This is a genomic window from Lysobacter sp. GQ73 (assembly GCF_059758755.1).
This window is the reverse complement of the sequence record NZ_JCAXEE010000006.1, coordinates 195238-221937: the sequence shown is the minus strand read 5'-3', so window position 1 is coordinate 221937 and position 26700 is coordinate 195238. Positions and strand designations below refer to the sequence as shown.

17 protein-coding genes are annotated in these 26700 nt (G+C 68.9%); 8 read left to right on the top strand and 9 right to left on the bottom strand.

The genetic code is table 11. The features are described 5' to 3' along the window. Window positions 1-27 precede the first annotated feature (27 nt). From alaS to lexA, 5 genes are all read right to left on the bottom strand, one after another. The gene (gene alaS / locus AC6CH2_RS17565) at window positions 28-2661 is read right to left on the bottom strand and encodes an alanine--tRNA ligase (protein ID WP_498270313.1); all 2634 of its coding nucleotides are present in this window, start codon (window positions 2659-2661) and stop codon (window positions 28-30) included. Between the two features lie 164 nt (window positions 2662-2825). Next, on the bottom strand, window positions 2826-3335 hold the full coding sequence (gene recX, locus AC6CH2_RS17560) for a recombination regulator RecX (RefSeq protein ID WP_498270387.1): 510 nt from the start codon (window positions 3333-3335) through the stop codon (window positions 2826-2828). A gap of 635 nt (window positions 3336-3970) precedes the next feature. Then, window positions 3971-4996, bottom strand: a complete 1026-nt coding sequence (recA, locus tag AC6CH2_RS17555; RefSeq protein WP_435394195.1) for a recombinase RecA — start codon at window positions 4994-4996, stop codon at window positions 3971-3973. A 37-nt stretch (window positions 4997-5033) separates the two neighbouring features. Next, window positions 5034-5267: a hypothetical protein gene (locus AC6CH2_RS17550; RefSeq protein ID WP_498270312.1), complete on the bottom strand. Its 234-nt coding sequence runs from the start codon at window positions 5265-5267 to the stop codon at window positions 5034-5036. 1 nt (window position 5268) lies between these two features. Next, the gene (gene lexA / locus AC6CH2_RS17545) at window positions 5269-5910 is read right to left on the bottom strand and encodes a transcriptional repressor LexA (RefSeq protein ID WP_498270311.1); all 642 of its coding nucleotides are present in this window, start codon (window positions 5908-5910) and stop codon (window positions 5269-5271) included. A gap of 110 nt (window positions 5911-6020) precedes the next feature. Here lexA and AC6CH2_RS17540 point away from each other — a divergent pair, with 110 nt between their 5' ends. After that, window positions 6021-6962: a bifunctional helix-turn-helix transcriptional regulator/GNAT family N-acetyltransferase gene (locus AC6CH2_RS17540; RefSeq protein ID WP_498270310.1), complete on the top strand. Its 942-nt coding sequence runs from the start codon at window positions 6021-6023 to the stop codon at window positions 6960-6962. Window positions 6963-7150: 188 nt separating this feature from the next. Here AC6CH2_RS17540 and AC6CH2_RS17535 read toward each other — a convergent pair whose 3' ends face one another. Together AC6CH2_RS17535 and AC6CH2_RS17530 are read right to left on the bottom strand one after the other, a co-directional pair. After that, the gene (locus tag AC6CH2_RS17535) at window positions 7151-7651 is read right to left on the bottom strand and encodes a CinA family protein (protein ID WP_498270309.1); all 501 of its coding nucleotides are present in this window, start codon (window positions 7649-7651) and stop codon (window positions 7151-7153) included. A 1027-nt stretch (window positions 7652-8678) separates the two neighbouring features. Beyond that, complete coding sequence (locus AC6CH2_RS17530; protein ID WP_498270308.1) at window positions 8679-11207, bottom strand: TonB-dependent receptor; 2529 nt, start codon at window positions 11205-11207, stop codon at window positions 8679-8681. Between the two features lie 578 nt (window positions 11208-11785). Between AC6CH2_RS17530 and AC6CH2_RS17525 the strand changes: the two genes are divergently transcribed. From AC6CH2_RS17525 to AC6CH2_RS17500, 6 genes are all read left to right on the top strand, one after another. After that, complete coding sequence (locus AC6CH2_RS17525) at window positions 11786-12799, top strand: M15 family metallopeptidase (protein ID WP_498270307.1); 1014 nt, start codon at window positions 11786-11788, stop codon at window positions 12797-12799. Window positions 12800-12845: 46 nt separating this feature from the next. Next, entirely contained in the window at window positions 12846-13541 is a 696-nt protein-coding gene (locus tag AC6CH2_RS17520; protein WP_498270306.1) for a hypothetical protein, read from the top strand. Between the two features lie 254 nt (window positions 13542-13795). Next, a complete protein-coding gene (gene mutS / locus AC6CH2_RS17515) occupies window positions 13796-16339 on the top strand; it encodes a DNA mismatch repair protein MutS (protein WP_435394223.1) in 2544 nt (847 codons plus the stop codon). 471 nt (window positions 16340-16810) lie between these two features. After that, the gene (locus AC6CH2_RS17510; protein ID WP_498270305.1) at window positions 16811-19948 is read left to right on the top strand and encodes an AAA family ATPase; all 3138 of its coding nucleotides are present in this window, start codon (window positions 16811-16813) and stop codon (window positions 19946-19948) included. A gap of 588 nt (window positions 19949-20536) precedes the next feature. Next, window positions 20537-22717, top strand: a complete 2181-nt coding sequence (katG, locus tag AC6CH2_RS17505) for a catalase/peroxidase HPI (protein ID WP_498270304.1) — start codon at window positions 20537-20539, stop codon at window positions 22715-22717. A gap of 241 nt (window positions 22718-22958) precedes the next feature. Then, window positions 22959-23588, top strand: coding sequence for a DUF937 domain-containing protein (locus AC6CH2_RS17500; RefSeq protein ID WP_498270303.1), 630 nt, complete (start codon window positions 22959-22961; stop codon window positions 23586-23588). A gap of 152 nt (window positions 23589-23740) precedes the next feature. Here AC6CH2_RS17500 and AC6CH2_RS17495 read toward each other — a convergent pair whose 3' ends face one another. After that, window positions 23741-24160: an RNA-binding S4 domain-containing protein gene (locus tag AC6CH2_RS17495; RefSeq protein WP_498270302.1), complete on the bottom strand. Its 420-nt coding sequence runs from the start codon at window positions 24158-24160 to the stop codon at window positions 23741-23743. Window positions 24161-24273: 113 nt separating this feature from the next. Between AC6CH2_RS17495 and AC6CH2_RS17490 the strand changes: the two genes are divergently transcribed. Further along, on the top strand, window positions 24274-25842 hold the full coding sequence (locus AC6CH2_RS17490) for an MATE family efflux transporter (protein WP_498270301.1): 1569 nt from the start codon (window positions 24274-24276) through the stop codon (window positions 25840-25842). 190 nt (window positions 25843-26032) lie between these two features. Here AC6CH2_RS17490 and AC6CH2_RS17485 read toward each other — a convergent pair whose 3' ends face one another. Then, a complete protein-coding gene (locus AC6CH2_RS17485; RefSeq protein ID WP_498270300.1) occupies window positions 26033-26398 on the bottom strand; it encodes a hypothetical protein in 366 nt (121 codons plus the stop codon). Window positions 26399-26700 lie beyond the last annotated feature (302 nt).

Genomic DNA, 26700 nt, shown 5'->3' with positions numbered 1-26700 from the left:
CAAGCGATAGAAGTCACTGTTCGCCATTCATACAAGCCTACTCTCAACCCACTGCGCCACGCCCGCAAGAGCCTTCGACAACGCAGGGCCGTCGTCGCCGCCGCCTTGCGCCATGTCCGGGCGGCCGCCGCCTTTACCGTTGATCTGACTGGCAACGTGGGCGAGCAGTTCCCCCGCCTTGACCTTGCCAGCCGCGCTTCCGTTCACTCCGGCGACCAAGGCCGCCTTACCGTCGCTGGCTCCGGCCAGCACGATTACCGCATCGCCGAGCTGCTGCTTGAGGCTGTCTACCGCCTCGCGCAACGCCTTGGCGTCAAAACCTTCCAGCCGGGTCGAGACCACCCGCACCCCGCCGATCTGCGCCGCCGAGGCGGCCAGGTCGGACGCGGCGCCGGAGGCGGCCTTGGCCTTGATCGATTCGAGCTCGCGTTCGAGCTTCTTCTGCCGGTCCAGCAGGGCCCGCAGCTTGTCGGCCACGTCCGCGGCATTGCCGCCGAGCAGGCGCGCGGCCTGCTCCAGGCGCTGCTCCTCCTCGGCCACGTAGTCCAGCGCGCCCTGCCCGGTCAGCGCCTCGATCCGGCGCACGCCGGCCTGGACGCCGCTCTCGGAGACGATCTTGAACAGGCCGATGTCGCCGGTGCGCGAGACGTGGGTGCCGCCGCAGAGCTCGGTCGAGGCCTCGCCCATCCGCAGCACGCGCACGCGGTCGCCGTACTTCTCGCCGAACAGCGCCATCGCGCCGAACTCCAGGGCTTCCTGCATGCCCATCTGATGGACTTCGGCCTCGTAGTTGCGGCGCACGTCGGCATTGACCTGGCGCTCGATCTCGGCGAGCTCGGCGTCGGTCATCGGGTTGAAGTGCGAGAAATCGAAGCGCAGGCGGTCCGGGGCGACCAGCGAGCCCTTCTGGGTCACATGGTCGCCGAGCACGCGGCGCAGGGCCGCATGCAGCAGGTGGGTCGCCGAATGGTTGAGCACGGTCGCGGCGCGGCGCGCCTCGTCGACCGCGCCCAGGACCCGGTCGCCGCGCTTGAGGGTGCCGGCGGTCAGCTCGCCGATGTGGCCGTGGAACTGGCCGGCGAACTTCTGGGTGTCGCGGACCAGGAAGCGGGTACCGGCTTCGTCGAGCTCGCCGGAGTCGCCGACCTGGCCGCCGCTTTCGGCGTAGAACGGGCTGCGATCGAGGATCACCACCGCGTTGTCGCCGGCCACGATCTGCTCGACCGGCATGCCGTCGCGCAGCAGGGCGACGACTTCCAGGCCGCCCTCGCTCAGGCGGTCGTAGCCCAGGAATTCGGTCGGGGCCAGCTTGGCGGCGAGCTCGGCCGGCATCGTGGTCTTGCTGCCGAAGTCGGCGCCTTCGCGGCCGCCCTGCTTCTGCTTGGCCATGGCGGCGTCGTAGCCCTCCATGTCCAGGGTCAGGCCGCGCTCGCGGGCGATGTCGGCGGTCAGATCGGTCGGGAAGCCGTAGGTATCGTAGAGGCGGAACACGTCGATGCCGGGAATCACGCCGGTCGAGCGCTCGGCCACTTCGTCGAAGATGCGCATGCCCGAATCGAGGGTCTGCGAGAAGCGTTCTTCTTCGGCCAGCAGCGCGCGTTCGACGAACTCGCGCTTGGCCGCCAGCTCCGGATAGCCCTCGGCCATCACCTCGACCAGCGCCGGCACCATCAGGTGGAAGAAGGGCTTCTTCTGCCCCAGCATCCAGCCGTGGCGCAGCGCGCGGCGGATGATCCGGCGCAGTACGTAGCCGCGGCCGTCGTTGGACGGCAGCACGCCGTCGACGATCAGGAAGGAACAGGCGCGGATGTGATCGGCGATCACCCGCAGCGACTTGTTCTGCAGATCCTGGGTACCGGTGAAGCGTGCGGCAGCAGCGATCAGGTGGCGGAACAGGTCGATGTCGTAGTTGCCGTGCACGCCCTGCAGCACCGCCGCCAGACGCTCCAGGCCCATGCCGGTGTCCACGCACGGCGCCGGCAACGGCAGCAGGCTGCCGTCGGGCTGGCGGTCGAACTGCATGAAGACCAGGTTCCAGATCTCGATGAAGCGGTCGCCGTCCTCATCGGGCGAACCCGGCGGACCGCCGGCGATGTGGTCGCCGTGGTCGTAGAAAATCTCGGTGCAGGGGCCGCAGGGACCGGTGTCGGCCATCTGCCAGAAGTTGTCCGAGGCGAACGGCGCACCCTTGTTGTCGCCGATGCGGACGATGCGCTCGGCCGGCACGCCGATCTTCTGGTTCCACAGCGCGTAGGCCTCGTCATCGGTGTGATAGACGGTGACCAGCAAACGCTCCGGCGCCAGACCCCAGACCTTGGTCAGCAGCTCCCAGGCCCAGACGATGGCGTCTTCCTTGAAGTAGTCGCCGAACGACCAGTTGCCGAGCATCTCGAAGAAGGTGTGGTGACGCGCGGTGTAGCCGACCTGATCGAGGTCGTTGTGCTTGCCGCCGGCGCGCAGGCAGCGCTGGACGTCGGCCGCGCGCACGTAGCCGGGCTTTTCGCTGCCGAGGAAGACGTTCTTGAATTGCACCATGCCCGAGTTGGTGAACAACAACGTCGGGTCGTTGGCCGGCACCAACGGTGCCGATGGCACGATGGTGTGGCCTTTGCCCCGAAAGAACTCGAGGAAATCGCTGCGGATTTCAGTGGTGGTTTTCATGCCTGGGATTATTTGCCTGGTCGGGAGCGGTGCCGCTCGACCGAACCCATGCCACCACGAGGGAGGCATCGACTGGAACAGGCAACCCGGGACCCGAAAGCCGCGTAGCCTAACAGGCCCGAGGGCCTTATGTGCAAGGCCGTACGGCAAATATGTCCGACCGTTCAGTCGTCGATAGCGGAACGGTTCGCATTACGCGCCGTATCGCCGTCGAAGCCCCGCCGCATCAGCAGATCGGCGGCCTTGCGCCGGCGCACCGGGTCGGCGGCGAAGTCCTCGCCGTAGCGGCGCCGGACCAGGTCGCGGGCATTCTGCAACCAATCGCCCTCGTAGCCGTCCAGGGCGTCGGCGATGGTCTGGCTGTCGAGGCCGTGGGTGGCCAGTTCGGCCCGGATGTGCAGGGGCCCATAGCCATTACCGGCGCGGCTTCGGACCATGCTTTCGGCGAAGCGGGCGTCGTTCTGCCAGCCGGCCTCGGCCAGCTTGGCGACCGCGGTTTCGACCTCGCCGGCATCAAGGCCACGGGAGGTCAGCTTGCGGGTCAGTTCCTTGCGCGAATGCTCGCGCCGGGTCAGCAGCCCGAGCGCGCGCTGGGTCGGGCTCTGCTCGCGCGGCGCCCGCCGGCGCTGGCCCCGGCCCGAACCGTCGGCGCTGCTTAGACTTTCGTCGAACAGTGCACTGGGTCGATCTTCCGCGAGGGCTTCGAAACCCGGATCGCCCGGATCGCCGCCGCGGGCCAGCTCCGCCTCGACGCGGTCGGCCTCGGGCCAGGCCGACCCGGCCGGATCCTCCGCCCCGCGCCCTGCCGGGCTCGCGCCACGGCCGCCGAAACCGCTGTTTCCGTAGGATTTCGAGCCAAAGGGCTTCGAACCGAAGGGCTTCGAGCCGAAGCTTTGGGAACCGGACCGTTTCGAGCCCGAGGACGGTGTCAGGCCCGAACGCTTGGATCCGGAGCCGCCGCCGGAGAAACCGGAGCGCCGGCCGCCGTCCCGGTCCGACGGGTCGGTGGAGATCCCGTCCATGGCCAGGGCCTCGTCCGGCGTAGAAGACCGGCCCGGCCCGGAAGCCACAGGCCCCAGGGCCGGCTTCGGCGCCGCAGCGCCGGCCTCGATCGCACGCATCCGCGCACGCAGCTCCTCGCGAAGCAGCGTGTCGCGGCCGGACTTGGGCTTGGGACCGGTTTGCCCGCCCTCCCCGCCCGGGTCTTCGGCGCCGCTGTCGCGACGCCGATCGTCATCCCAACCGTCGTGCCGATCCGACGTCATGGAGCCTCAACCGTTCACAGCCGGAACTATTCAGCGCCAGGCGATCATTCCTCGATGGCTTCGTCGCGCGGGGCATCGCTCGGGACGAATTTCTCGCGCAAGGTCGCCTCGAGACGCGCGGCCAGCTCGGGATTCTCCTTGAGGTACTGACGGGCGTTTTCCTTGCCCTGGCCGATGCGCTCGTCGCCGCAGCTGTACCAGGCGCCCGACTTCTCGATCAACTTGGCTTCCACGCCCATATCGATCAGCTCGCCTTCGCGCGAAATGCCTTCGCCGTAGAGGATTTCGGTCAGGACCTGCTTGAACGGGGGCGCCAGCTTGTTCTTGACGACCTTGATCTTGGTCTGGTTGCCGATGATCTCGTCGCCCTTCTTGATCGCGCCGATGCGGCGGATGTCCAGGCGCACCGAGGCGTAGAACTTGAGCGCGTTGCCGCCGGTGGTCACTTCCGGGCTCTGGCCCGGCATCATCACGCCGATCTTCATGCGCAGCTGGTTGATGAAGATCACCAGGGTGTTGGAGCGCTTGATGTTGCCGGTCAGCTTGCGCAGCGCCTGGCTCATCAGGCGGGCCTGCAGGCCCGGCAGCTGGTCGCCCATCTCGCCTTCGATTTCGGCCTTCGGGGTCAGCGCGGCGACCGAGTCGACCACTACCATGTCCACCGCGGCCGAACGCACCAGCATGTCGGCGATTTCGAGCGCCTGCTCGCCGGTGTCGGGCTGCGAGACCAGCAGGTCGTCGATGTTGACGCCGAGCTTGCCGGCGTAGATCGGGTCGAGCGCGTGCTCGGCGTCGATGAAGGCCGCGGTGCCGCCGTTCTTCTGGCATTCGGCGATGGCCTGCAGGGTCAGCGTGGTCTTGCCCGAGGACTCCGGGCCGTAGATCTCGACGACACGGCCCTTGGGCAGGCCACCGATGCCGAGGGCGATGTCGAGCATCAGCGAGCCGGTGCCGATGACTTCGGCCGCTTCGACCGCGCGGTCGCCCATGCGCATCACCGAGCCCTTGCCGAACTGCTTCTCGATCTGGCTCAGAGCGGCGGAAAGGGCGCGCTTTTTGTTCTCGTCCATGGTGGTGTCCTTAAAGTCGTGTCGTGGTGAGAGGAAGTTAGAGGAGGCGGATCGCAGAGGCTGAGACCGCGACGCCTGTAGGCAAATTATCGCTCGGCGCGGCGGCGGTCAGCCGGGCGCAGGCCTGCGCGGGAGTCGGATTTCTCCGCGAGAACGCCGCGGAAACCGCCTCGTCCAGGCCTTGCAGCGCGGCTTGCGCGGCAGGCACGGCGGCGCAGGCGCGCACCGAGCCGTAGCGGTCGACGTTCGGGTCGGATTTCGCCCGGGCCATCTCAGCGGTTCGGCCGGACCAGGCCGCAATACAGGCCCTCGATCGCGAAATCCTGATCGGGCTGGACCTCGATCGGTGCGTAGTCGGGGTTGCGCGGCAGCAGGCGGATGCGGTCCTTGCCGATCTTGAGCAGCTTGACGGTGATTTCGTCGTCGATGCGCGCGACCACGATCTGCCCCGAGCGTGCGTCGCGGGTGCGGTGCACGCCGATCAGGTCGCCGTCGAAAATGCCTTCGTCGCGCATCGAATCGCCCTTGACCTTGAGCAGGTAATCCGGCGACGGAAAGAACATGTTGCGGTCGAGCAGGACGTAGTTGTCGGCGCCGGCGTCCGCGCCGATCGGCGCCCCCGCGGCGACCCGGCCGAGCACCGGCAGGCGGATCGCTTCCTCGTTCGCCGACATCAGCCCCAACTCGCGCTGCGCCTGCGGCGGCGGCTGCAGCACGCGGATGCCGCGCGCCCGGCCGGGCATGCGTTCGATCGCGCCGGCGGTCTCGAGCGCGTCGAGGTGGTATTGCGCCGCGCGCACGCCCTTGAAGCCGAAGGCCTTGGCGATTTCGGTCTGCGATGGCGGGAAACCCTCGGCGTCGATCCGTTCGGCGATCAGCGCGAGGATGGCTTGCTGGGTGTCGGTGAGATTCATGGTTAGTAGTATTACTACTAACAAACCACTCAGGCAAGTGTTTCGACGGGTAATTTAATTGACATAGTCAAACAATTGCTTAGCCTGGGCCCTCGCCCGGGAGAGCCGACATGACCGCCGCAGTCACGACCGCCGAGATCGATGCCGTCCGCGCCTTCAACCGCTTCTATACCCGCCGGATCGGCGTGCTGCAGGAGGACCTGCCGGGCAGCCCGTTCCCGCTGACTCAGGCCCGGGTGCTGTTCGAACTCGCCCAGCGCGAACCGGTCGCCGCGCGCGCGATCGGCGATGCGCTCGGCCTCGACCCGGGCTATCTGAGCCGCATCCTGCAAGGTTTCGCCAACGACGGCCTGATCGAGAAAGCCCGCTGCGAACAGGACGCGCGCAGCTTCGCGCTGACCTTGTCGGCGAAGGGCCGCGAGGCGTTCGCCGTGCTCGACCGCAGTTCGCAGGAGTCGACCGCGCGGATGTTGTCGGCTCTATCCGCACTGGACCGGGACCGCTTGCTGCGCGCGATCCGCGAGGCCGAACAGGCCTTGTCGGCGCCCTCGCTGCCGGCCTCGCAGCGCCTGCGGATACGCGAGCACCGGATCGGCGACATCGGCTGGGCGATCGAACGGCACGGGCGGCTGTACGCCGACGAATACGGCTGGAATGGCGAGTTCGAGGCTCTGGTCGCGACCTTGTTCGCGGGTTTCGCGAGCCGCCATGATCCGCGGTACGAGCGCTGCTGGATCGCCGAACTCGACGGCGAACGCATCGGCTGCGTGTTCGTGGTGCGCAACGAGGACGATGCCGCGACCGCGCAACTGCGCTGCCTGCTGGTCGATCCGCGCGCCCGCGGCCTGGGCGTCGGCCGGCGCCTGGTCGACGCCTGCATCGCGTTCGCGCGCGAGGCCGGTTATCGGCGGATGTTGCTGTGGACCAACGACGTGCTGAGCTCGGCGCGCCGGATCTACGAAGCCTGCGGTTTCGAACTGATCGAGCAGTCGCCGCACAACAGCTTCGGCCACGACCTGGTCGGCCAGGTCTGGGCGCGCGAACTGGTTTGAGCGGGCGGGACGGATCGGGCGGATCGGCTTGGACGAACCGGATCGAGTCCGATCAACGGGAGCCCGATCAAATGAGCCGATCAAGTAAAGCCGAACCATGCAAACCGAATAAGGCAAACCGAATCAGGCTGGCCATCGCGGGCATGGCCGCCGCTGCGGCCGCGCTCGTGCGATTAGCCGCTGCGGCCTCAGCCGGTCAGCGATTGCATCGCGTGCAGGGCGGCGGCGACGGTCTTGCGCCGCACCGCTTCGCGATCTCCGTCGAAATGGAAGACCTCGGCCATCGGGTAACCTCCTCGGCGTTTCCAGGCGATCCAGACCGTGCCGACCGGCTTGTCCTCGGTGCCGCCGCCGGGGCCGGCGATGCCGGTCACCGCGACCGCGATGGTGGCGCCGGTGTTGGCCAGCGCGCCGGAGACCATCTCGATCACCGTCTCGCGGCTGACCGCGCCGTATTGCTCCAGGGTCTGCGGGCGCACGCTGAGCAGCGACTGCTTGGCCTCGTAGCTGTAGGCGACGATGCCGCAGCCGAACCAGGCCGACGAGCCGGCGATGTCGGTCAGGGTCTTGGCGATCCAGCCGCCGGTGCAGCTCTCGGCGGTGACCAGCATGTGGTGGTTGAGGCGCGCGGCCTCGCCGAGTCGTTCGGCGAGGCCACGCAGGGCGGTGTCGCTGGTATCGGGCGTCATGGCGCCACTATAGCGGGCGTCGCGGATCAGGCTTTGCGGTGACTGTCGGGATGCGTCATCGCGGCCAGCCGAAGCAGCATCACGACCGCTTCAGGGCAGGAGCAGCGCCAGCCGCGACGGGGACGCGGGGTTGCATCGGGTGGCGTCATCGATGAGGCGGCGCGGTCGCGGCTTGCGCCGCTCCTACCCTTAAAGCCAAGGCCGCACTACGTGTCCTGCCCTGTAGGAGCGGCGTGAGCCGCGACAGGAGACGCGGGGTTGCATCGGGTGGCATCGTCGGTGAGGCGGCGCGGTCGCGGCTTGCGCCGCTCCTGCCCTTAAAGCCAAGGCAGCACTACGTGTCCTGCCCAGTAGGAGCGGCGCCGCGACAGGAGACGCGGGGTTGCATCGGGTGACGTCATCGATGAGGCGGCGCGGTCGCGGCTTACGCCGCTCCTACCCTTAAAGCCAAGGCCGCACTACGTGCCCTGCCCTGTAGGAGCGGCGTGAGCCGCGACAGGAGACGCGGGATTGCATCGGGTGGCGTCGTCGGTGAGGCGGCGCGGTCGCGGCTTGCGCCGCTCCTACCCTTAAAGCCAAGGCAGCACTACGTGTCCTGCCCTGTAGGAGCGGCGTGAGCCGCGACAGGAGACGCGGGGTTGCATCGGGTGGCGTCGTCGATGAGGCGGCGCGGTCGCGGCTTGCGCCGCTCCTGCCCTTGGAGCCAAGGCCGCACGACGTGCCCTGCCCTGTAGGAGCGGCGCCGCGACAGGAGACGCGGGGTTGCATCGGGTGGCGTCGTCGGTGAGGCGGCGCGGTCGCGGCTTGCGCCGCTCTTGCCCTTAAAGCCAAGGCCGCACTACGTGCCCTGCCCAGTAGGAGCGGCGCCGCGACAGGAGACGCGGGATTGCATCGGGTGGCGTCGTCGGTGAGGCGGCGCGGTCGCGGCTTGCGCCGCTCCTACCCTAAGAGCCAAGGCAACATGAGGCGCTATCCGCTACGGCACGATCGCGAACAGGGAGCGGCGTCGCCGCCGCTCCCCGCATGCTCAGTACATCACCCGCAAGGTCACGCCGTAGGTGCGCGGGGCGCCGAGAAAGGCGTTCCAGGAGCCGGTCTGCAACGGAGCGTCGAAGCCGACCTGCTTGTATTCCTCGTCGGTCAGGTTCATCGCCCAGGCCTCGACCATCCAGCGCCGGTTCTTGGCGCCGATGCCCAGACGCGCGTTGACCACGGTATAGGCCTCTTGGCCCTTCTCCGGGTCGAGGTCCGAACCGGTGTTGTAGTCGGACGAGTATTTCGCGCCGATGTTGAAGCGGCCGATCAGCGAAGCGCCGAAATCCCACTGGTAAGTCGCCGAGGCCGAGGCCGACCACAGCGGCGCGAAGCTGGCGCGCGCGCCCGGCAACTTGGCCAGGTCGGCGTCCGGCAGCGGGTCGTTGCCGTACTTGGTGTCGGCGTACATCAGGCCGCCCTGCAGCATCAGGCCCTTGACCCCGGTCTGCCACAGGATCTCGGTGTCGATGCCTTGCGAGACCACTTCCGGTATCGACCGCACCACGAAGCTGGTGCCGAGGAAGCTGTTGAGCTGGAAGTCGGTGTAGGTCTGGTGGAACAGGGTCGCGTTAAGCAGCAGGTTGCCGCCGGCCCAGGTGGTCTTGGCGCCGAGCTCGTAGCTGTCGACGAACTCGCCCGGGAACGAGGTGTCGTTGACCGGGGCGATGCCGGCGGTGCCCGAGGACAGGCCGTTGGAGGACTGCACGCGATCGAGGTTGAAGCCGCCGGCCTTGTAGCCGCGGGCGGCCGAGGCATAGCCCATGACGTGCTCGTTCCAGCGGTAGGCGGCCTTGATCGTGCCCGACCATTCCTTCTCGTCGCGCTCCTGGTTGGTCACCCGGCCGTTGTGCAGGGTGTTGGCCCAGGGCAGGCACATGAAGCCGACCACCTGCTGGACCAGCGCGGCGCGCGCCGCGGCCGGCACGCCGCGCGCGGCCAGAGCCGCGCCGACCCGGGTCGGGTTGGACAGCGCCGCGCCGCAGCCGAGGCCGCCGTTCGGATTGCTGTAGACCGAGTCGAGTTCCTTGTTTTCCTTGGTGTAGCGCAGGCCCAGGGTGATATCGAGCGCATCGGTCGCGTGCCACGTGTTGTTGGTGAACAAGGCCACGCTCTTGCTGTTCTGCTGATAACGGTCGAGCGCGCCGAGCCCGCCGAAGCTGCTGCCGAACGGGCGGCCCGAGGCCTGGGACAGGAAGGTCGCGGCGTTGGCGGTGTTGACCACGCCGGCCGGGAAACGCGCGGCGATCTGGCTCAGCACCGCGGTCGACAGATACGGCTCGTAATGCGCGCCCAGGCTGTAGGAGTCGTTGCGCTTGAGGTCTTCGTCCGCATAGAACAGGCCGAACATCCAGTCGAGCTTGTCGGTCGCGCCGGTCAGGCGGAACTCCTGGCTGAACTGCTTGAAGCCGGTGAAGGATTCGTCCTCGTCCGGATTGCGGTAGATCATGTCGGCGGTGGTGAAATCGAAATCCAGGCCGTTGATGGCTTGCCAGTCGCGCGAGGCGGTGATCGAGGTCAGGGTGGCTCCGCCGAACCACGGCGTGATCCAGTTGACCTCGGCCGAGACGCCCTTGTCCTTGATGTCCTGGGTGGTCGGGCGATTGCTCCAGGCCACCCGCGCGAACGGGTCGGCGACCGGCACCACGCCGGTGCCGCCGACCAGGCCGTTGATGATCGCCGAGGTCGGGCCGCGCACCGTGGTCAGGCCGACGCAGCAGTTCTCTTCGCGGCTGCTGAAGTCGGCGATCAGGTTGATGTCGAGGTTCTCGGTCGGCTCCAGCAGCAACTGGCCGCGCAAGGTGTGGAAGTTCTGGTCGCCGTCCTCGCGTTCGCCGCGCGGGCCGCGGCCGATCTCGACGTCGGTGAAGCCGTCGCGCTTGCGCTTGCCGGCATAGACGCGGAACGCGGCGTTTTCGCCGATCGCGGTGTTGAACGAGCCGGCCAGGCCGACCGCGCCGTAGTTGCCGATCGTCAGCTCGCCCTCGATCGTGGTGTCGTAGCTCGGCCGGCGGGTGATGACGTTGATGACGCCGGCCGAGGTGTTCTTGCCGAACACCGTGCCCTGCGGGCCCTTCAGCACTTCGATGCGTTCGATCTCGCCGAGGTCGCCGAAGCCTACGCCGTTGCGCGGGCGGTAGACGCCGTCGATGACCACGCCGACCGAGGACTCCAGGCCGGCGTTGTCGCCGACCGTGCCGATGCCGCGGATGCGCGCCACCGTCTGCACTTCGCTCTGGGTGCTGCTCACGGTCAGGCCCGGCACCAGCATCTGCAGGTCCTTCACGTCGCGCACGCCGGTGTCCTGCAGCAACTGCTCGGGCAAGGCGGTGATCGAGATCGGCACGTCCTGCATGGCCTCCTCGCGCTTTTGCGCGGTCACGGTGAGGCCGGCCAGCGTGGTGGCCTCCTCCTCGGCAGGCGTGGCGCCGGCCTGTTGCGCCTGTGCGGTCGCGGCGAGCGACGCCACGGCCAAGGCGATGGCCAAAGACAAGGACTTGCGACCCGGCTGACGAGCGATCATCTGGTTTCCCCCCAAGTTTGAAAACGTTCGGGACGTGCGGGACTGCGTGTCCGGTGCGGCGGTGGCGCAAGATGAAGGCATGCGTCCGGGTTCCGACCCGTGTCTGCGATGCCGCGCCCGTCCCCTGCGCGGATCACATCCTTGTTCGATACGTAATCCGCGAGCGATTGCGGCCTGTCTGTGCGAGGCGCGAATCGAAGCGGCGCCGATCGAATCGGGCTTCGATCGAATCGGCGTCCGGAAATTAGCACGCTGTTAACGAACGTCATGCGGCGATGCAACACCTTTGTATCGGCAATCGCTTGCCGATGCGAAGAAGCGCGCCGGGCCTTACTCCTCCCTCTAAAAAACGAACGAACGTTCGCGTTTTAGAGGCGAGACCGCACGAGGCGACGGTGCTCGATTGCGCAAACCCGACTGCGCAACCGCGCACGAAAACTGAGTCTTCGGTCGGCCCGCGCTAGGGTCGGTCCCAGGTGGCGAGGCGACCGCCGGCGGCGTGCAATGCGGGCGCAACTTCCGTGGAACCTCGCCCGGCGGCGACGTTCCGGCCCGTTCCCCCGACAAGGAATACGCCCATGGACAGCGTCAGCGGCGCATCGCGCAGCAGCGAATCGCAATCCACCACCTCGGCCAGCGAAACCCAGGCCACGCCTAGCGTCAGCGAACAGCGCGAGGAAGAAATCCGTACCGAGTTGGAGCAGAATCCGCAGGCGATCGCCGCGCTCGATCAGCTGGTCGCCGACCGCAATTTCGCCCAGCTCAGCGAAGATCAGAAGGTCGAATCGCTCAACTCTTTCATGAGCGCGCCCAATGCGGCGACCGCGACCTATCTGCAGGGCGCGGCCGAAGTCAGCCTGAACCCGCAGGCCACCCCGTCCTCGCTGACGCCCGACGCCGGCACCCTGACTCTGGACGGCGTCACCTACGGCATCCAGAACGGCAACCTGCTCGACGCCCAGGGCCAGACCGTCGGCACCATCCGCAACGACGGCACCGTCCAGCTCGCCAGCGAAACCACCGCGCGCAGCGTCTACAGCGACATCAGCGCCCGCGTGCGGTTGACCGAACAGGTCGGCACGCAGAACCGGACCCTGGTCGACCTGCATGCGGCCGATCCGCGCGGCCGCCTCGACAACCCGAATCTGAACCCCGAGGTCGTCGACCGGGTCACCGCGGTCATCGAGCAGGCGCGCCGCGAAGGCATGAACATGCGCGTGGACACCGCCTACCGCACCTTTGCCGAACAGGACGCGCTGTACGCGCAGGGCCGCACCGCGCCCGGCAACCGGGTCACCAACGCGCGCGCCGGCCAGTCCTGGCACAACTACGGCGTCGCGGTCGACCTGGTCTTCAACAACGCCAACGGCCAGCCGAGTTGGGCCGAGACCCACAACTGGGACCGCTACGGCGAGATCGCCGTCGCCCAGGGGCTGGAATGGGGCGGCAACTGGCAAGGGCTGGTCGATCGTCCGCACGTCGAATTCCACCCCGGCTTCGATGCCGGCGATGCGCGCAACATGCTGCAGAGCCATCGCCAGGGCGGGTTGGAGGCGGTGTGGGACCGGATGGGAATCGGTCAGGTACCGTGACCCAAGCCGCTGCGCCCCGCTCCATGGCCGCTAGACTGGTGCGCGCATGAATCGCAACGCGCACCGTCTCTGCCTCGCGATCGCCTGTGCGGTCGCGCTGTTGCCGGCCTGCCGGGCCGGCGCCGTGCGCCCGGACCTTGCGCCGGCGGCCGCGGAGTCCTCCGCACCCTCGCGGGTGCTGACCGGCGCGGTCGCCTTCCACCCGAGCCGGCCCCTGCTCGCCTGGAGCGACGGCAAGCGTTGGCATGTGCTCGACCTGCCCAGCAACCGGGTCGCCGACTTCGCCACCGACGCCGAGATCGCCGACCTCGGCTATGCACCCGACGGCGATCTGTGGCTGGTCGCCGATCATGCCGAGCGCTGGCGCGACGGCGAACTCGCCTGCCGCAGCGATGCCGCCGACCTGAGCCGCGTGCTCGGCACCGCGGGGGACGGCGTCGCCGCCGCCGGCTACGCCCATGTCGACGGCGCCGGGCCCGTGCGCCACCCGGTCTGGATCGACCCACGCTGCGCCCTCACCCGCTATCCGGCCGAGCCCTTGCCGGCCGGCGTCGCCGATGCCTCCGCCGATAGCGGCGGCATTCCCGGCAAGCCCACGCGACCGCCGCGCGCGGTGCCGCCCGGATTCGTCGCCCCGGCCGGCACCTCCGCCAAGCCGGTCGCGGTGTCCGCCGACGGCCGTTGGTGGGTCGGCGAAGACGCTGGCCGATTGCTGCTGTACCGGACCGCTAACGGCCGCTGAGCGCGGACCCACACCGACACTGCGTAGCGACCGCGCGACCGCGCCGTCGCGAGCGCCGACGTACGCCCGAGCGCGCAGCCGCAGGCCGCCACCGCCGCAAGCCCGCGCCGCGGCGCGGGCTCCGAACCCGGCTGGCATACTGTGCGCCCGCCTGCAGCCCCCGCGCGCAGGCTCCTCCGCATCAGAACGCCCGGTATTTCGTGTCCGCCCCAGACTCTTCCAGCGCCCGCAACCTCGACGCCCACACCCCGCTCATGCGCCAGTTCTTCGCCGCCAAGGCGGAGCATCCGGACGTACTGATGTTCTTCCGCATGGGCGATTTCTACGAGCTGTTCTACGACGATGCCCGCAAGGCGGCGCGACTGCTCGACATCACCCTGACCCAGCGCGGCAACTCGGCCGGGCAACCGATTCCGATGGCCGGCGTGCCGCATCACTCGGCCGAAGGCTATCTCGCGCGCCTGGTCGCGCTCGGCGAGTCGGTGGCGATCTGCGAACAGATCGGCGACCCGGCCCTGGCCAAGGGCATCGTCGAACGCAAGGTGGTGCGCATCATCACCCCGGGCACCGTCACCGACGAAGCCCTGCTCAACGAGCGCCGCGACACCTTGTTGCTGGCGGTCGCGCGCGGCAAGAACGCTTACGGCGTGGCCTGGGCCGATCTGGCCTCGGGGCGCTTCCTGGTCAACGAGGTCGCCAGCGAAGACGCCCTGGAAGCCGAACTGGCCCGGCTGGAGCCGGCCGAGCTGCTGGTCGCCGACGAAGACGGCTGGCCGCCGTTCGTGGCCGAACGCAGCGGCATGCGCCGGCGCCCGCCGTGGTTGTTCGACGTCGACAGCGGCCGCCGCCAGTTGCTGCGCTTCTTCGGCCTGCACGACCTCAGCGGTTTCGGCCTGGAAGACAAGCCGCTGGCGATCGCCGCGGCGGCCGCCCTGCTCGGCTACGTCGAGGAAACCCAGAAGCAACGCCTGCCGCACCTGACCTCGATCGCGATCGAGTCCGGCGACGGCGCGATCGCGATGAACGCGGCCACCCGCCGCCATCTCGAACTCGACAGCCGGATCGACGGCGACAGCCGCACCACCCTGCTCGGCGTGCTCGACAGCACGGTGACGCCGATGGGCGGGCGCCTGCTGCGCCGCTGGCTGCACCGCCCGCTGCGCGATCGCAACGTCCTGCGCCATCGCCACCAGGCGGTCGCGACCCTGATCGACAGCCGCGCCGGCGACGACATCCGCGAACGCTTCCGCGCGCTCGGCGATCTGGAGCGCATCCTCTCGCGCATCGCCCTGCGCAGCGCGCGCCCGCGCGACCTGTCGACCTTGCGCGACGGTCTCGGCCTGTTGCCCGGCGTGCGCGCCTGCCTGAGCCCGCTCGATTCGCCGCGCCTCAACGCGCTGTGCGCCGAGCTCGGCGAGCACGACGCGCATGCGCACCTGCTGGCCGAGGCGATCGTGCCGCAGCCGCCGGTGCTGGCCCGCGACGGCGGCGTGTTCGCCGCCGGCTACGACGCCGAACTCGACGAGCTGCGCACCCTGTCGACCAATGCCGACCAGTTCCTGGTCGACCTGGAAGCGCGCGAACGCGCCAGCAGCGGCATCGCCACACTCAAGGTCGGCTACAACCGCGTTCACGGCTACTACCTCGAAATCAGCAAAGGCCAGGCCGACAAGGCGCCGACCCACTACACCCGGCGGCAGACCCTCAGCAACGCCGAGCGCTACATCACCGAGGAACTCAAGCAGTTCGAGGACAAGGTGCTGTCGGCGCGCGAGCGTTCGCTGGCGCGAGAACGGCTGTTGTACGAACAATTGCTCGACGCCCTCAACGAACGCCTGGAACCGCTCAAGCATTGCGCCGCCGCCCTGGCCGAGCTCGACGTGCTGTGCGGCTTCGCCGAACGCGCGCAGGCGCTGGACTGGACCCAGCCGGAGCTCGCCGAGGCGCCGGGCCTGCGCATCGAACGCGGCCGCCATCCGGTGGTCGAGGCGGTGCGCAAGGATCCGTTCGAGCCCAACGACCTGATCCTCGACGAGGACAACGGCCGCCGCATGCTGGTCATCACCGGCCCGAACATGGGCGGCAAGTCGACCTACATGCGCCAGAACGCGCTGATCGTGCTGCTCGCCCATATCGGCAGCTTCGTGCCGGCCTCGCGCGCGCTGATCGGCCCGATCGACCGCATCCTGACCCGCATCGGCGCCGGCGACGACCTCGCCCGCGGCCAGTCGACCTTCATGGTCGAGATGAGCGAGACCAGCTACATCCTGCATCACGCCACCGACCAGTCGCTGGTGCTGATGGACGAAATCGGCCGCGGCACCTCGACCTACGACGGCCTGGCCCTGGCCGAGGCCTGCGCGCGCCACCTCGCCCACAGCAACCGCGCCTACACTTTGTTCGCGACCCATTATTTCGAACTGACCGCCTTGGCCGAACCCGGCAACGGCATCGCCAACGTGCACCTGGACGCGGTCGAGCACGGCGACCAACTGGTGTTCATGCACGCGGTCAAGGACGGTCCGGCCGACCGCAGCTTCGGCTTGCAGGTCGCCGCATTGGCCGGCCTGCCGAAGTCGGTGGTCAAGCAGGCGCGCGGGCGTTTGATCGAACTAGAACAGCAGGGCCGCGACACGCCGAAGCCGTCCTTCGCCACCGCCGCCCTCGAACAGCCGCAGCAGTTCGGCCTGTTCGCGAGCTCCTCGGCCGCGCTCGACGCGCTGGCCGCGGTCGACCCGGACGAACTGACGCCGAAGCAGGCCCTGGAAGCGCTGTACCGGATCAAGGCGCTGGTTTGAGCGCAGGTAACGCGGTGCACAGGGATGCCGTGTCCCACCGGTGCAGTCGCCACACCCCGTCATCCCCGCGAAGGCGGGGATGACGGGCTCTACCGCGACATCGCTCTGAAGTCTTTGCATCCCCGCCTGCGCGGGGACGGCGACTGAGAGATCGACGGCGGCATCGAACGACATCGCCGCCGACAGTCATAGCGCACGGTCCTTATCGGACGAACCGCTAAACTAGCGCCCGGAACGGACACCGGAGCGCATGTGGAAGCCCTATTACTCGTCGTCGGCCTGATCGCCGGCCTGATTCTGGCGCGTCTTTATCGGCCGCAGGCGGCGACCGTCGCTCCCGTGGCGGATGCGCTGCGGGCGGAGGCGGAAAACGCACCGGCTGTCGAGCAAATCCAAAACGAAGCCGAAGCCGAAGCACCGATCGAATCGACTTCGGAAACGGCCGAAGCAGCAGAAGATCGATTACTTCGGTTGGTCCGTTCCATCGATGCGGTCGACGAACGCATCCAACGTCCGCACGACCTGCTCGCCCTGCCCGAGTTCCACCAGGGCGTCGACCTGGTCGCGAGCGAAGCCTTCAGCGCCGCCGAGTTGGTGCGCCAGCTCAGCGGCACCGGCTACGTGCAGCAGTCGATGATCACCAAGGCCCTGCCGCGCCGCAGCGATGTCGCGCTCGATCCGGTGTTCGAACACGTCGGCCAGTTCGGCGGCTACCCGCTGCACTTCCTGATCGAATACCTGCGCACCCGTCCCGACGCCGGCGACCTGCCCAAACTGATGCGCCATGCCCAACCGTGGTGGTGGGATTTCGCCCCGGTGCGCCAGCAACTGCGCGACTACCTGCACTGGGCCGAGCAATTCGGGCCGGCGCCGGCCGCGCCGGCGCTGGACGAACTGGACGAACACGCCGCGACGCAGTTGCGCGACACCCTCAAGCGCTTCCAGTCGCCGCTGCTGGAGCCCCTGCTCGAACAAGCCGAGCGGGCGATCAACACGCGCCGCGAAAGCCGCGTGCTCGGCGCCTTCGGCCGGATCAACCCCAGCGCCAAGCCGCAGACCCGCATCGTCCACGACGCCCTCGCCCGCCAACTGGAGCGGCTGCACGAGCTGTTGTCGGGCGACGATGCCGCTTCGGTGCTGGTATCCGGCGAGCACGGCGTCGGCAAGACCGTATTGATCGATCTGCTGGCCGAGCGCCTGCAGGCCGAGGGCTGGCTGGTGTTCGAGGCCTCGGCGGCGGAGATCCTGTCCGGCCAGAGCTACATCGGCGAACTCGAAGAGCGGGTGCGCGAGATGCTCGGCGTGCTCGACCGCAAGCGCGCGGTGTGGCGCGCACCGGAGTTCTTCGACCTGCTCGCCAAGGGCTCGCACTCGCGCGACCCGCGCGGCCTGCTCGACCTGGTGCTGCCGGCGATCGAGCGCGGCCAACTGCGGGTGATCGGCGAGATCACCCCGCGCCAGTTGGCGCAGTTGCTGATCGCGCGTCCGGTGCTCAAGCACCACGTCGAAATCGTGGCGCTGCTGCCGACCGAGGCCGAAGCACTGGAAGCGATCGCCGCCGAGTGGGCGCGCCTGGAAGGCGAACGCCTCGGCCGTCCGGTCGCCGACCCGCGCACGCTGGCCGAGGGCGCGCGCATGGCCGCCCAGTATTTCCCCGAGCAACAAGAACCCGGCCGCCTGCTGCGCCTGCTCAACGACGCTCTGCAGAGCGCGCTGACCGAAACGCCGCCGGCCTTGCCGCTCGACGCCGAGCGCTTGCTCGCGACCATCGCCCAGCGCAGCGGCCTGCCGCTCGACGTCATCGACGACCGCCAGAGCCTCGACCTCGACCGGCTGCGCGCGTTCTTCCGCCAGCGCGTGATCGGCCAGGACGAAGCCGTCGACGCCCTGCTCGACCGCATCGCCATGCTCAAGGCCGGCCTGATCGACAGCGGCCGGCCGATCGGCGTGTTCCTGTTCGCCGGCCCGACCGGCACCGGCAAGACCGAGCTGGCGAAAGCGCTCGGCGAGCTGTTGTTCGGCAGCGACGAACGCCTGCTGCGCCTGGACATGAGCGAGTTCCAATCCGAGGACTCGGCCTGGCGCCTGACCGCCGACGAGAGCGGCCATAGCGGCGTGCGTTCGCTGACTTCGCGTATCCGCGAGCAGCCGTTCTCGGTGGTGCTGCTGGACGAGTTCGAGAAAGCCCATCCGAAAGTCTGGGACCTGTTCCTGCAGGTGTTCGACGATGCGCGCCTGAGCGACCGCAGCGGTCACACCGCCGATTTCCGCCACAGCATCATCATCCTGACCAGCAACGTCGGCTCGACCATCTCGCGCAGCGCCGGCCCGGGCTTCACCTCGGCGCGCGGCGGTTACTCGCGCGACGCGGTCGAGAAGGCCTTGTTCGAGACCTTCCGCCGCGAGTTCCTCAACCGTCTCGACCGGATCGTGCTGTTCAACCCGCTCGACCGCAGCCTGATGCGCGAGATCCTGCACAAGGAACTCAAGCGCGTGTTGACCCGGCGCGGCCTGCGCAATCGCGACTGGGCGGTGGAATGGGAGCCCTCGGCGATCGAGTTCCTGCTCGACCGCGGCTTCACCCCCGACCTCGGCGCGCGACCGCTGCGGCGCGCGATCGAGCATTACCTGCTGGCGCCGCTGGCGCGCAGCATCGTCGAGCACCGCGCGCCGCAGGGCGACCAGTTCCTGTTCGTGCGCAGCGCCGGCGACCAACTCGACGTGCAGTTCATCGACCCAGACGCCTCGCGGCGCCAGGCCGGCGCCGAGACCGAAGTCGCCGCGCCCGCCGAGGCCGGCGACCTGCGCGACCTGGTGCATGCGCCGTCGGCCGCCGCCGCGGCGGTGGCGCGGCTCGATGCCCGGTTGCAACAGCTCGACCAGGCCGTGGCCGCGCAGGACTGGATCGGCGCGCGCGAAGCCGATTACGCGCGCATGGCCGAGGCCGGTTTCTGGAACGCCGGCGACCGCCACCTGGTGCTCGACCGCATCGAGCGCCGCGACCGCATAGAGAGCGCGCTCGATACCGCCCACCGCATGCGCCAGCGTCTGCGCGAAGACGGCGGCAGCGACGAATTCGCCGGCCGTGTCGCCCAGTTGCTGTTCCTGCTCGGCCTGGCGGTCGACGCCGTGCGCGAGCAACGCCCGCAGGACGCCCTGCTCGAAATCGACGCCGACGAAGCCGCGCACCTGCGCCACGGCCCCGACCTGCGGCTGTGGTGGCAGCGCCTGCTGGCGATGTACCTGGCCTGGGCGCAGCGCCGCAACATGCGGGTCGAAGTTCTGCGCCAGGACGCCGAACGCTGCAAGGCCTGGCTGGCGGTGAGCGGTTTCGGCGCCTACGACCTGCTGCAGGCCGAGTCCGGCCTGCACGTACTCGAAGACCAGGAAGAAGGAGTCACCCGCCGGGTCTCGCTGTCGGTGCAGGTCGCGCCGGACCTGCCGGGCCGCGCGCGCGTCGCTCAGGCGCCGGCCGAGGGCGAGCGGCGGATCTGCCGCCGCTATCGCGAGTCGCCCTCGCCGCTGGTGCGCGACGGCGTGCGCGGCTGGCGCAGCGGCCGCCTCGACCGGGTGCTCGGCGGCGAGTTCGATGTGATGCAGGGCGGCTGAGCTCGGCTCGCATCGCTTCAACGGTGGAACGGCAAAGCCGCGAAGACATCGCGGCGATGCCACGCGGTCGCGCTCCCGCCGCTGCGCCTTGACCGTCGGCCGCCTGCCGCTGTCGGGGCGGCCGACGGTTCGACTCTTCCGAATCCGTCCGCCGGTCGCGGTCCCGCTGCGATCGGCCCTCCATCCGTGCTGGGCGTCATGGTGGCGCCGCCGTCCCGCTCGTCGTCCATAGCCACCCCCTATCGGATACGTCGAAAGGATCGATTTCACATGCGAGTGATCCGGGCCTATCGTTCCTTCGTCCCCTCGTGACGGCCCCCCCAGCGATGAGCCAGCAGGACCGACCGCCTTCGACGTCCGTAGCCTCCGGCGCTCCCTTCGGCGAAGGCTCGGGTTTTGCCCCGGAGCGCCTGCGCGGACCGCCTTCATCGCACGACTGGCTTCCACCGCACGACGATCGGCCCGCCCATCCGTCGCCCTCTCCTCACTGAAGAAGCCTCGCGCCGCCCGCCTCACGGCCGCGCGCATACCGCTGCGCCACCCAACGAACTCCCAGTCGACGGTTCCACACCTCAAAGGCACGTAGCCATGTCCAACGAAAGCAAATGCCCCTTCAATCACACCGCCGGTGGCGGCACCTCCAACCGCGACTGGTGGCCTAACCAGCTCAACCTCAAGGTCCTGCACCAACAGACCCCGCAGGCCGACCCGATGAGCGAGGACTTCGACTATGCCGAAGCCTTCAAGAGCCTCGACCTGGCCGCAGTGAAGAACGATCTGCGTGCGCTGATGACCGACTCGCAGGAATGGTGGCCGGCCGACTTCGGCCATTACGGCCCCTTGTTCATCCGCATGGCCTGGCACAGCGCCGGCACTTACCGCACCTTCGACGGCCGCGGCGGCGCCGGCGCCGGCCAGCAGCGCTTCGCCCCGCTCAACAGCTGGCCGGACAACGGCAACCTCGACAAGGCCCGCCGCCTGCTGTGGCCGATCAAGCAGAAGTACGGCAACAAGATCTCCTGGGCCGACCTGATGATCCTCACCGGCAACGTCGCCCTGGAGTCGATGGGCTTCAAGACCTTCGGCTTCGCCGGCGGCCGCGCCGACGTGTGGGAACCGGAAGAGCACGTGTACTGGGGCACCGAAACCACCTGGCTCGGCGACAAGCGCTACTCCGGCGACCGCGTCCTGGAGAACCCGCTCGGCGCGGTGCAGATGGGGCTGATCTACGTCAATCCGCAGGGCCCGAACGGCAACCCCGACCCGCTCGCGGCGGCCCGCGACATCCGCGAAACCTTCGCGCGCATGGCCATGGACGACGAGGAAACCGTCGCCCTGATCGCCGGCGGCCACAGTTTCGGCAAAACCCACGGCGCCGGCCCGGAATCGCACGTCGGCCGCGAGCCGGAAGGCGGCGAACTCGAACAGCAAGGCCTGGGCTGGAGCAGCAGCTTCGGCAGCGGCCTCGGCGGCGACGCGATCACCAGCGGCCTGGAAGTCACCTGGACCAGCACGCCGACCCAGTGGAGCAATCAATTCTTCGAAAACCTGTTCGGCTACGAGTGGGAACTGAGCAAGAGCCCGGCCGGCGCGCACCAGTGGATCGCGAAGGACGGCGCCGGCGCCGACAGCATTCCCGACGCGCACGACCCGAACAAGCGCCGCGCGCCGACCATGCTGACCACCGACCTGTCGCTGCGCGTCGACCCCGCCTACGAAAAGATCTCGCGCCGCTTCCTCGAAAACCCCGACCAGTTCGCCGACGCCTTCGCCCGCGCCTGGTTCAAGCTGACCCATCGCGACATGGGGCCGCGCACGCGTTATCTCGGCCCCGAAGTCCCCGCCGAAGCGCTGATCTGGCAGGACCCGGTGCCGGCCGTCGATCACCCGCTGATCGACGAGCAGGACATCGCCGCGCTCAAGGGCAAGATCCTGGCTTCGGGCCTGCCGATCTCGCAATTGGTCTCGACCGCCTGGGCCTCGGCCTCGACCTTCCGCGGTTCCGACAAGCGCGGCGGCGCCAACGGCGCACGCATCCGCCTGGCCCCGCAAAAGGATTGGGAAGTGAACCAGCCGGCGCAGTTGGCCAAGGTGCTGTCGGCCCTGGAAGCGATCCAGCAGGATTTCAACGCCGCGCAGTCCGGCGGCAAGAAGGTCTCGTTGGCCGACCTGATCGTGCTGGCCGGCGCGGCCGGCGTCGAGCAGGCGGCGAAGAACGCCGGCCATCCGGTCAAAGTGCCGTTCGCCCCGGGACGCAGCGACGCCAGCGCGGAACAAACCGACGTCGATTCCTTCGCCGTGCTCGAACCGATCGCCGACGGCTTCCGCAACTACCTCAAGGGCAAGTACGAAGCGAGCGCCGAATCGCTGCTGATCGACAAGGCCCAGTTGCTCGGTCTGAGCGCGCCGGAACTGACCGTGCTGGTCGGCGGCCTGCGCATGCTCGGCACCAACGTCGGCCCGAGCCGGCACGGCGTGCTCACGCATCGCGCCGACAGCTTGAGCAACGACTTCTTCGTCAACCTGCTCGACATGGGCACGGTGTGGAAGCCGGTGTCGGACGCCAAGGACGTGTTCGAAGGCCGCGACCGCAAGACCGGCGAACTGAAGTGGACGGCGACGCGCGTCGACCTGGTATTCGGTTCGCACTCGCAGTTGCGCGCACTGGCCGAGGTGTACGCAAGCTCGGACGCGCAGGAGAAGTTCGTCCACGACTTCGTCGCCGCCTGGAACAAGGTGATGAACGCCGACCGTTTCGACCTCGCCTGAGCCGAGCCGCTCGGCGCCGATACGAAGGGCCGGCCGGAAGGCCGGCCCTTCCGCTATGCGCCGGCGAGTGCGTTACGGCCGCTCGACTCGAGCGAACGAATCGTCGGCGATCACCGTTGCATGGGCGGCTTATCGGCCGCTTATCGGCTGGCAGGTGTGCCAGCGAAAAAAACCGGCGAATCTCACCCCAAGCTCATCGGCCGGCGCTAGCATCGGGTTTCCCAGCACTGGACCTACCCTGATGAGCGCTTCGCTGACCGACGACCTTCTCAACCAACTCCAAGGCCAGCCGCTGGCGCAACTGGGCAGCCAACTCGGGCTGTCGCAACCGCAGACGCAGAACGCAGTGAGTGCCGCCCTGCCCCTGCTGATCGGCGCGCTCGGCCGCAATGCCAGCCAGCCGCAGGGCGCCGAAGCGCTGTTCGGCGCGCTGCAACGCGACCATGCCGGCGCAGGCGGCGGCCTCGACATCGGCAGCGTGCTCGGTGCGGTGCTCGGCGGCGGCGCAAGCCGGCAGACCGACGGCGCCGGCATCCTCGGCCACATCTTCGGCGGCCGCCAGGAAACCGCGGCGGAAGGCCTCGGCCAGGCCACCGGCCTCGGCGGCAGCCAGGCCAATACCTTGTTGAAGGTGCTGGCGCCGATCGTCCTGTCCTACCTCGCCCAACGGATGATGTCCGGCGGCAACCAGGCGGCCTCGCCGCAGGCGCTCGGCCAGGTCCTCGGCCAGGAAGAGCAACGCATCTCGCAGCAGGGCGGCCTAGGCGGCGGCCTGCTCGGCGCGGTGCTCGATCGGGACGGCGACGGCCAGGTCGGCCTCGGCGACCTGCTCAAGATCGGCGGCGGCCTGCTCGGCGGCGGCCAGCGCTGACGCCGGCCCGGCATTCCGATCCGTCGACGACGGCTGCGCCCAGGCGCAGCCGTTTTCGTTTGGGGGCGTTTGGAAGTTCTTTTGAGAAGTTCCAGTTCGGCGCGTTCGTTTCGGCGCTTTCGTCCGGCGTTATGGCCCGCAGAACCCGCGACTTACAGCGCGTCGATATCGCCCAAGGCCTTGATCAGTCGCCGCGCGCGCTTGTCGGGCTTGCTCTGCGGCGCGCGATAGCCGTTACGTTCGGCCGCGCGCATCGCCCGTGCCTGCTCGCGCGCCAGACGCGAGGCCTCGGTCTCGGCGTACAGGGCCTGGGCGACGCTGGCCGGCCCGCGCGTATCGCTGAGCCCGGTCACCGCGATCTCGAACACTTCCTCGCCGCGCGCGATGCGCAAGGCATCGCCGACGCGCAGCGCGCGCGAGGCCTTGCCGCGCTGGCCGCCGATCTCGACTTTGCCGGTCTCGACCGCCTGCCGCGCCAGGCTGCGGGTCTTGAAGAAGCGCGCCGCCCACAACCACAGATCCAGGCGGACCGAGGCCTGCGGCGGCGGCGAGGGAATCTCTTGCTTGCTCATCGGCGCGAAAGATACCACCGCCTTCCTACACGGCAACTGAGGGCCGCGGACGGCATGGCCGCGCCGCTCACCGCTCAGCCGGCATACTGCCGCGACCCCGCACGGATCCCGCCATGGCCTCCAGCCCCTCACGCGGCAGCCCTCTGCTGACCGAAGGCCCGATCGGACGCACGATGATCGGCTTCGCCCTGCCGATCATGGCCGGCAACGCCGCGCAGTCGCTCAACGGCTCGATCAATTCGATCTGGGTCGGGCGCTATCTCGGCGAGGCCGCGCTGACCGCGACCGCGAACGCCAACAACATCATGTTCTTCCTGATCGGTTCGATCTTCGGCATCGGCATGGCCGCGACCATCCTGATCGGCCAGGCGATCGGCGCCAAGGACACCGCCCGCGCGCGGCGGGTGATGGGCACCAGCGCGACCTTCTTCATCGGCCTGTCGGCGCTGATCGCCGCGGCCGGCTGGTTCATGGCCGACCCGGTATTGCGCGCGATGGGCACCCCGGCGGCGGCGCTGCCGCTGGCCGAGGATTACCTGCGGGTGATCTTCCTGTCGATGCCGTTCCTGTACGCCTTCGCCTTCGTCTCCGCGGCCCTGCGCGGCGCCGGCGATTCGCGCACGCCTTTCCGCTTCCTGCTGATGTCGGTGGCGCTCGACATCGTCTTCAACCCCTTGCTGATCTTCGGCTGGGGGCCGGTGCCCGCGCTCGGCATCGCCGGCTCGGCGGCCTCGACCTTTTTCGCCCAGGGCTTGAGCCTGATGGCGATGCTGCTGCACCTGCGGCGCAAGCGCCATGTGCTCTGGCTCGGGCGCCAGGACGCGCACCTGCTCAAGATCGACCCCGTCGTGCTGCGCGCGCTGATCGTCAAGGGCGTGCCGATGGGCCTGCAGATGGTGCTGATCTCGCTGGCGATGATCGCGATGATCAGCCTGGTCAACGCCCACGGCACCGGCACCGCGGCCGGCTACGGCGCCGCCCTGCAGTTGTGGACCTATGTGCAGATGCCGGCGATGGCGATCGGCGCGGCTTGTTCGTCTATCGCCGCGCAGAGCGTCGGCGCCGGCCGTTGGGAGCGGGTCGATGCGACCGCGCGCACCGGCACCGGTTTCAACTTCCTCATGACCGGCGCTCTGATCGTGCCGCTGATCCTGTTCGACCGCTACACCCTGGCGCTGTTCTTGCCGGAGGGCAGCGCATCGTTCGAGATCGCGCGCCACCTCAACCACATCGCGATCTGGTCGTTCCTGTTCTTCGGCGTGACCTTCGTGATTTCCGGCGTGGTGCGCGCGACCGGCGCGGTGGTGCCGCCGCTGTTGATCCTGGGCTTCGCGCTGTGGGGCATCCGGGTGCCGTTCGCGACTCTCCTGCAGCCGGTGATCGGCACCGATGCGTTGTGGTGGAGTTTTCCGGTCAGCGCGCTGTGCTCGATGCTGATGTCGATGGCCTACTACCGCTGGGGCGGCTGGCGGCGTTCGCGGATGATGGCCGCGCCCGAGCGCGTGGTCGCGCCGATCGCCACCCAGACCATCGCCATCCCGGCCGAAATCGCCGCGCAACCGCCCGCGCCGGTGGCCGATGCCAGCCCGGAGCGGATCCACGAACTCGCCGCTGTCGCCGATGCCCATGCCGAGGCCGATGCAACTACCGATTCGGGCTCGCCCGAGCGTCCTGCGTCCTGAGGCAGCCCCACTGCAGGAGCGGCGTAAGCCGGGACCGCGACGTCTCGATCTCGCGCCGACACCGGCGATGACCCTCGGGTCGGGGCGGCGCGGGCCGCGACCGCGTTTACGACGACTTGCGGCGCACCGACCGGCACGCGGCGTCGCCACGCCGTCTTCGCCACGCCGTCGTCGCCGACAGGCGTCGCGCTCAGATGTCCTGCAAGGCGAGCGTGAACACCCCGGCCTCGCCCTTGTCGAAGGCTTCGCGCCAGATCCGGTAGCCCTCCAGATCGTCCTCGCGCACCGGCATGTGGCCGATCACCCGCGGTTCGACTTCCGCCACGCGCGTGCCGACGATCGGGAAATGGCCGAGCAGGCGCAGGCTCTTGAGTTCGGCGACTTCGTCGAGGTGTTCGCGCCGCACTTCCTCGGCGGTGTGGGTGTCGAACTTGCGCAGCGACAAGGCGTCGCGACCGTCGGGCAAGGCATCGATGCGCTGCACCCAGAAGAACCCCCAGGCACCGTCGCTGCGCAGATAGGTGCAGATATCGCCTTCTGACAAACCCGGATTCACTTGCCCTCTCCTGCCGCGGTGGCGGCATCGTGCGGCCGCGCCGCGTCGGGAATCTAGCGCGAACCGGACTCGGCGTACATCGCCGCTGCGGCCAATCAACGGGGCGGTTGCGGCCAATCCCGACGACACGCCCGGCCATCGCGCCAGCACTGCCGCAGCGAGGTCGGCGGCGTACGAAACCGCTCGATGCGGCGGTCGATCTGCAACCGAGATGGCGCCGACGCTTCGCTCCGGCCGAGGCCCGCGGAAACGAAAACGGCCGCCTTGCGGCGGCCGTTCGATGCGCTGCGCGGTGAAGCGCG

Excerpts from the sequence above, each read along its gene's own strand:
- alaS (WP_498270313.1), bottom strand. The coding sequence starts at position 2,661 with ATGAAAACCACCACTGAAATCCGCAGCGATTTCCTCGAGTTCTTTCGG.
- recA (WP_435394195.1), bottom strand. The coding sequence starts at position 4,996 with ATGGACGAGAACAAAAAGCGCGCCCTTTCCGCCGCTCTGAGCCAGATC.
- AC6CH2_RS17550 (WP_498270312.1), bottom strand. The coding sequence starts at position 5,267 with ATGGCCCGGGCGAAATCCGACCCGAACGTCGACCGCTACGGCTCGGTG.
- lexA (WP_498270311.1), bottom strand. The coding sequence starts at position 5,910 with ATGAATCTCACCGACACCCAGCAAGCCATCCTCGCGCTGATCGCCGAA.
- AC6CH2_RS17540 (WP_498270310.1), top strand. The coding sequence starts at position 6,021 with ATGACCGCCGCAGTCACGACCGCCGAGATCGATGCCGTCCGCGCCTTC.
- AC6CH2_RS17535 (WP_498270309.1), bottom strand. The coding sequence starts at position 7,651 with ATGACGCCCGATACCAGCGACACCGCCCTGCGTGGCCTCGCCGAACGA.
- AC6CH2_RS17530 (WP_498270308.1), bottom strand. The coding sequence starts at position 11,207 with ATGATCGCTCGTCAGCCGGGTCGCAAGTCCTTGTCTTTGGCCATCGCC.
- AC6CH2_RS17525 (WP_498270307.1), top strand. The coding sequence starts at position 11,786 with ATGGACAGCGTCAGCGGCGCATCGCGCAGCAGCGAATCGCAATCCACC.
- AC6CH2_RS17520 (WP_498270306.1), top strand. The coding sequence starts at position 12,846 with ATGAATCGCAACGCGCACCGTCTCTGCCTCGCGATCGCCTGTGCGGTC.
- mutS (WP_435394223.1), top strand. The coding sequence starts at position 13,796 with ATGCGCCAGTTCTTCGCCGCCAAGGCGGAGCATCCGGACGTACTGATG.
- katG (WP_498270304.1), top strand. The coding sequence starts at position 20,537 with ATGTCCAACGAAAGCAAATGCCCCTTCAATCACACCGCCGGTGGCGGC.
- AC6CH2_RS17500 (WP_498270303.1), top strand. The coding sequence starts at position 22,959 with ATGAGCGCTTCGCTGACCGACGACCTTCTCAACCAACTCCAAGGCCAG.
- AC6CH2_RS17495 (WP_498270302.1), bottom strand. The coding sequence starts at position 24,160 with ATGAGCAAGCAAGAGATTCCCTCGCCGCCGCCGCAGGCCTCGGTCCGC.
- AC6CH2_RS17490 (WP_498270301.1), top strand. The coding sequence starts at position 24,274 with ATGGCCTCCAGCCCCTCACGCGGCAGCCCTCTGCTGACCGAAGGCCCG.